This is a genomic window from Microbacterium sp. ISL-103 (assembly GCF_018613995.1).
In the GTDB taxonomy this organism is placed as follows: domain Bacteria; phylum Actinomycetota; class Actinomycetes; order Actinomycetales; family Microbacteriaceae; genus Microbacterium.
The window spans coordinates 1-3,627 of record NZ_JAGGPD010000290.1 but is presented as its reverse complement, the minus strand read 5'-3'; the positions used below and the strand labels follow the sequence as shown (position 1 = coordinate 3,627).

The following is a 3,627-nucleotide window of genomic DNA, read 5'->3' as shown; positions in this document are numbered from 1 at the left end:
GTCGGCCCGGCTCGCGAGCGTCGACCGTGCGACCGTGACGATCGACCGCGTCGTCGAGCCCGGCGGGCTCGTGCGCGTCGCCTGGAACATCGACGACGACACGATCGTCGACTCCTACCTGCGCCTCACCGACGGCGACCCCCAGACCTTCATCTCAGAACTGCAGCGACTCGTCCCCGCCTCCGGCACCAGCAACGACAGCGCCGCCCCCGACACAGGAGCAACGTCATGACAGCCCTCCCCGAACCCGCAGTCCTCGTCCTCGAAGACGGCACCCGTCACGTCGGCCGCGCCTACGGCGCGCTGGGAACCACGATCGGCGAGGTCGTCTTCGCGACCGGCATGTCCGGCTACCAGGAGACACTCACCGACCCGTCCTACGCCGGACAGATCGTCCTGCAGACGGCGCCTCACATCGGCAACACCGGCATGAACGACGAAGACACCGAGTCCCGTCGCATCTGGGTCGCCGGATACATCGTCCGCGACCCCTCTCGCGTGGTGTCGAACTGGCGTGCGAACGCCTCGCTCGACGAGATCCTCGTGCAGGACGGCATCGTCGGCATCAGCGGCATCGACACCCGCTCGATCACACGCCACATCCGCTCGGCCGGTTCGATGCGCGGCGGCGTCTTCTCGGGAGATGCCGCGACGCTCGAGGCCGACGAGCAGCTGCGCCTGGTGCGTGAGGCCCCGCAGATGGCCGGTCAGAACCTCTCGGCGCAGGTCTCGGTCGAGACCGCGACGGTGACGGACGCCGTGGGTGAGAAGGTCGGCAACCTCGCCGTCCTCGACCTCGGTGTCAAGCAGGCGACGATCGACAACCTCGCCGCCCGTGGCTTCGAGGTGCACGTGCTCCCGCAGGATGTCGGCATCGACGACATCCGCGCGATCGACCCCGTGGCCGTCTTCTACTCGAACGGTCCCGGCGACCCTGCGGCCTCGGGCGACCACGTCGCGCTGCTGCGCTCGGTGCTCGACGACGGCCTCCCGTTCTTCGGCATCTGCTTCGGAAACCAGCTGCTCGGCCGTGCGCTGGGCCTCGGCACCTACAAGCTGCCGTTCGGCCATCGCGGCATCAACCAGCCGGTGCTCGACAAGTCGACCGGACGGGTCGAGATCACCGCGCACAACCACGGCTTCGCCGTGGACGCGCCGCTGGAGGGCTCGTTCGACAGCCCTCACGGCTACGGCAAGGTCGAGGTCAGCCACATCGGACTGAACGACAACGTGGTCGAAGGCCTGCGCGCTCTCGACATCCCCGCGTTCTCGGTGCAGTACCACCCGGAGGCTGCGGCCGGCCCGCACGACGCCAACTATCTCTTCGACCGCTTCCGTGACATGGTCATCGCCACCCAGAAGGACGCCAAGTAATGCCCAAGCGCGACGACATCAACTCCGTTCTCGTCATCGGCTCCGGCCCGATCGTCATCGGTCAGGCCTGTGAGTTCGACTACTCCGGCACCCAGGCGTGCCGGGTCCTCCGCGAAGAAGGCGTCCGGGTCATCCTGGTCAACTCCAACCCGGCGACGATCATGACCGACCCCGACTTCGCCGACGCGACCTACATCGAGCCGATCACCTGGCAGGTCATCGAGACGATCATCGCGAAGGAGCGTCCCGACGCCATCCTGCCGACGCTGGGCGGTCAGACCGCGCTGAACGCCGCGATCGAGCTGCACAACCACGGCATCCTCGAGAAGTACGACGTCGAGCTGATCGGCGCGAGCTTCTAGGCCATCAACAAGGGCGAGGACCGCCAGATCTTCAAGCAGCTGGTGCTCGACGCCGGGGCGGACGTGGCGCGCAGCATCATCGCCCACACCATGGACGACCTGCTCGAGGGCGCAGCCGAACTGGGCTACCCGCTGGTCGTTCGGCCCTCGTTCACCATGGGCGGGCTCGGTTCCGGTTTCGCGTACGACGAGACGGACCTTCGCCGCATCGGCGGTGCGGGCCTGCGCGACTCGCCCACCACCGAGGTGCTCCTCGAGGAGTCCATCCTCGGCTGGAAGGAATACGAGCTCGAGCTCATGCGCGACACGGCCGACAACACGGTCGTCGTCTGCTCGATCGAGAACGTCGACCCGGTCGGAGTGCACACGGGCGACTCGATCACCGTGGCCCCGGCGCTCACCCTCACCGACCGCGAGTACCAGAAGCTCCGCGACATCGGCATCGACATCATCCGCGCGGTCGGCGTCGACACCGGCGGCTGCAACATCCAGTTCGCGGTCGACCCGAGCAACGGCCGGATCATCGTGATCGAGATGAACCCGCGTGTCTCGCGCTCGAGTGCCCTGGCTTCGAAGGCCACCGGCTTCCCGATCGCCAAGCTCGCGGCCAAGCTCGCGCTCGGCTACCGCCTCGACGAGATCCCCAACGACATCACGGGGGTGACCCCGGCGAGCTTCGAGCCCACGCTCGACTACGTCGTGGTCAAGGTGCCCCGCTTCGCCTTCGAGAAGTTCCCCGCCGCCGACGCCACGCTGACGACGACCATGAAGTCGGTGGGCGAGGCGATGGCGATCGGCCGCAACTACGCGACCGCGCTGCAGAAGGCGCTGCGTTCGCTCGAGAAGCGGGGCTCCAGCTTCCACTGGGGCGAGGAGGGCCGCTCCGCCGAGGAGCTGCTCGAGATCTCGAAGATCCCGACGGACGGCCGGATCGTCACCCTGCAGCAGGCGCTGCGCAAGGGCGCGACGGTCGAGCAGGCGTTCGACGCCACGGCGATCGACCCGTGGTTCATCGACCAGATCGTGCTGATCAACGAGGTCGGCGAGATCGTCCGCACCGCTGCCGAACTCGACGCCGCGACCCTGCGCTACGCCAAGGAGCACGGCTTCTCGGACGCCCAGATCGCCCAGCTGCGCGGCGATGACGAGGCCGAGATCCGCGGAGTGCGCCACGGCTTCGGCATCCGCCCCGTGTACAAGACGGTCGACACGTGCGCGGGGGAGTTCCCCGCGCTCACGCCGTACCACTACTCGAGCTACGACTTCGAGACCGAGGTCGCGCCGTCGGACCGCACGAAGGTCGTGATCATCGGATCGGGCCCGAACCGCATCGGGCAGGGCGTCGAGTTCGACTACTCGTGCGTGCACGCCTCGTTCGCGTTGTCGGACGCGGGCTACGAGACCGTGATGGTCAACTGCAACCCCGAGACGGTGTCGACGGACTACGACACCTCGGATCGCCTCTACTTCGAGCCGCTGACCCTGGAGGACGTGCTCGAGGTGCTCGACGCCGAGGCGGCGAGCGGCACCATCCTCGGTGTCGTCTGCCAGCTCGGCGGCCAGACCCCTCTCGGTCTCGCCAAGGGCATCGAAGCCGCCGGCTACAAGGTGCTCGGCACGAGCCCCGAGGCGATCGACATCGCCGAGGAGCGCGAGCTCTTCTCGCAGCTCCTCGACTCGGCCGGACTCATCGCTCCCCGTCACGGCACCGCCGTGAACGCGGACGGCGCAGTGGTCATCGCCGAGGAGATCGGCTACCCCGTGCTCGTGCGACCGAGCTTCGTGCTGGGAGGCCGGGGCATGGAGATCGTCTACAGCTCGGAGTCCCTGCGCGAGTACTTCGTGCGGACGGCAGGCGAGGTCATCATCGAACAGGGACAGCCGCCGCCCG

Annotated in this window: 1 protein-coding gene and 2 pseudogenes; all 3 read left to right on the top strand. The window is 68.0% G+C overall.

Annotation, left to right across the window (positions count from 1 at the left end; all coding sequences use genetic code 11):
- Positions 1-232: pseudogene (locus tag J7E68_RS11400) on the top strand (hypothetical protein); the annotation flags it as partial.
- The gene (gene carA / locus J7E68_RS11395; protein WP_215172673.1) at positions 229-1,374 is read left to right on the top strand and encodes a glutamine-hydrolyzing carbamoyl-phosphate synthase small subunit; all 1,146 of its coding nucleotides are present in this window, start codon (positions 229-231) and stop codon (positions 1,372-1,374) included. The pseudogene J7E68_RS11400 and the gene carA, both read left to right, overlap by 4 nt.
- Positions 1,374-3,627, top strand: a pseudogene (carB, locus tag J7E68_RS11390) (carbamoyl-phosphate synthase large subunit); the annotation flags it as partial. The gene carA and the pseudogene carB, both read left to right, overlap by 1 nt.

Coding starts and splice junctions, on each gene's coding strand:
- carA (WP_215172673.1), top strand. CDS start 229: ATGACAGCCCTCCCCGAACCCGCAGTCCTCGTCCTCGAAGACGGCACC.